Raw genomic sequence first — 2,605 nt, 5'->3', positions numbered from 1 at the left:
CGGCATCAATAGTAAAGTTATAATCCACTGTCGCTTCGTAGAACAGAAAATCGTAGGTATCATTTATCTTGCCACCGGGAGCAACCACCACATTCCAGCCGGTGTTGTATTCGGGGATGGAAGTTGTTATTTTACCTTTTGGATGTACTTTTACGGTCAGTGTTTCCTGTTTTGTGGGGTAGAGATAGATGTTTGGTTTCTCCATCCTTTCTATCTCTTCTGTAGTTATGGATCTATGTTCGGTTTCGGTTGTTGTTCTACGTTCGGACGGTTTTACAATCCCTGAATCCTTCGTCCCGATTATGGTAGGTTTAAGTACGAAGTTAACGGGCACGATCTGCCGTATTTTGGTTTTTGCAACAATAACTTGGGGTTCATAACCAGTTATCTTGGCTTGAACATTATAGCGTCCCTCTGGAACATTAGTGATTGCATACCGGCCATCCAAATTGGTACTATCGCACATATTGAGGCCTAAGAGAGTGACCGATGCGCCAGAAATTGCTTCCCTGGTTTTGACATCTATCACCACACCAGTGATTTTTCCGGTGGTGCTGGCAATTATTGAATCTTTAGCGGTTTGCCTCACCGTCCCTTTTTTCTCGACAATAGTAATTTTAAATTTAAAGTTAACCTTCGTGGCCAATCCCGTAATAGCTTTTATACCAGTAATTTTCTGGGTTTCGTACCCTTTATATTTAGCCTCCACCGCATATAAGCCAATCGGAACATTGACAATGGTGTACATACCGGCTGAATCGGTTTTTGCATTGAAGTTGGTGCCAACTATAGTGATATTTACTCCAGGTATCGGCTCCCTATTCTCTTGATCAACAACTATCCCAATTATCCTTCCATTAGAACCGGCAAACCTTAAGGATGTATCTTTAGTGGTTTGCTTTATCATAATGCTTTGATACGTTACTGTATCAGCATTATTTTTTAGTAAAGTGTCTGGTTTTGGTCTTGCCCCGGCTCCGCTTAGAACAAATACAGCCAGCGCCGGAACTATTGCGCCCCATAAATATTTTTTCAGCATAACGGCCTTTCCAAACATTTCAAACATTTTGTCGCCGTTGGCGACACCCCGCCGACGGCGGTGGCAAACGTTTCAAACCCTTTCGTTTGTCAGGTATTTCTGCCAACTCAGGGCAGGCCCTTTTCAACCGCCACCCTGCCCACCGGCGCCACATAGACCACGAACTCGTCCTTACCGTCCAGCTGGCACAGCTTGTCAAACAGCTTCTGGTTATAAGCCCCGATGGCGCAGGTCCCGCAGTTGATGGACTCGCAGGCCAGATACAGGTTCTGGCAGAGGTGCCCGGAATCCTGCAAAATGATCTTCTTGGCCTCCAGGGAATAGCGCCATTCCGTCTTGTAGGGCACCGCGCTCCAGATGAAGGTCACCGCGCAGTTGCCCACGTATGTCTGTCCCAGGGACGCCTTGGTCAGTTTCCTGGGCATCGACGGCACGGTGAAAAGTTTCACCAGCTTGTGATCCACCGGCTGGTAGCGGTACATTCCCTTTTTCAAACCTTTGACATTGTTGACGGCCAGGTATGTCTCAAACGGATGCATGCATCCGCCGGAGGGAACTGTGCGAAGGCCGACCTTGCCGTTGGCCATTAGCTTTTTTATCCCCTGGGTGGCCCATAAAAGATAGGACAGCTCCTCCAAGGTCAGCGGATCGTCGGTGTACTTGCGGCGGCTCTGGCGGTCGCCGATGCAGTCGAAGATGTCTGATTTCTTTAAAACGGATTTATCCGGCTTGGGCAGTTCAATGACCTCTGCGTCTTTTGGATATTCCTTCTGCAGCGGCCCGCGTTCCAGCCCCTTGGTCTGGTCCGAGATCACCTTCACCAGCTTGATGAACCCGGCCTTCATGGTCTCGCGGAACTTCAGGGTCTGCTTCCTGGCCTTGACGGTGTTCTTCTCCAGCTTCTCCATCGTGGCCCCGATGCCCGCCATCATTTTGGAGATCTCTTCCAGGGCCTTTTCCTCTTTCTGGGGGCTGATAGTGATTTCGCCCTTGGCCTGCTCCTTGATAAAACCGTCCCAGCCCTGGGGCAGGCTTTTGTAGAACTTTTCCTGCAGGGGCTCCCCGGCCATGTTCAGCATTTTGCAGAAGGCCTCTTTAAGCCCCTTTTCGCTTTCCATGATGTCGCCCACCAGTATCTTTCGTTCGGCATCTTTGAGGGCGATGATCTTTTTGATGATCTCTGACATATTTCACCTCATAGACATTTAAACATTTAAAACCTTTATGCCTTTATACCTTTTGTAATCATCGTATTTCCGACCCCGTCTCCACTTTGCGCTGAGGATTCAGTATCACCACCCCGTCCTTGTCCTGGGCCGCCAGCAGCATTCCGTGCGACTCCAGCCCCCGGATCTTGGCCGGCTTCAGGTTGGCCACTATCACCACCTGCTGGCCCACCAGCGATTCCGGGGTGTACCACTGGGCTATGCCGGCCAGCACCTGCCGGGTCTCTTCGCCCAGCTTCACCTGCAGTCGCAGCAGCTTGTCTGCGTTGGGCACCTTCTCGGCGGCGATGATCTCGGCGGTCCGCAGTTTCACTTTTTTGAAATAATCAATGTCTATAAG

The 2,605-nt window shown here is 49.8% G+C and carries 3 protein-coding genes; all 3 read right to left on the bottom strand.

Annotated elements, in window-relative coordinates; all coding sequences use genetic code 11:
* Positions 1–1,066, bottom strand: a 1,066-nt coding sequence (locus Q7U71_04700) for a carboxypeptidase regulatory-like domain-containing protein (GenBank protein MDO9391058.1), incomplete at its 3' end; no start/stop codon positions are given.
* An 80-nt stretch (positions 1,067–1,146) separates the two neighbouring features.
* Positions 1,147–2,226: a SagB/ThcOx family dehydrogenase gene (locus Q7U71_04695; GenBank protein MDO9391057.1), complete on the bottom strand. Its 1,080-nt coding sequence runs from the start codon at positions 2,224–2,226 to the stop codon at positions 1,147–1,149.
* Positions 2,227–2,284: 58 nt separating this feature from the next.
* A partial coding sequence (gene metG, locus Q7U71_04690; GenBank protein ID MDO9391056.1) for a methionine--tRNA ligase subunit beta occupies positions 2,285–2,605 on the bottom strand: 321 nt, incomplete at its 5' end.

The organism is bacterium (genome assembly GCA_030655055.1).
GTDB lineage: Bacteria > Edwardsbacteria > AC1 > AC1 > EtOH8 > UBA5202.
This window is presented reverse-complemented; position numbering and strand designations above follow the sequence as displayed.

Excerpts from the sequence above, each read along its gene's own strand:
- Q7U71_04695 (MDO9391057.1), bottom strand. The coding sequence starts at position 2,226 with ATGTCAGAGATCATCAAAAAGATCATCGCCCTCAAAGATGCCGAACGA.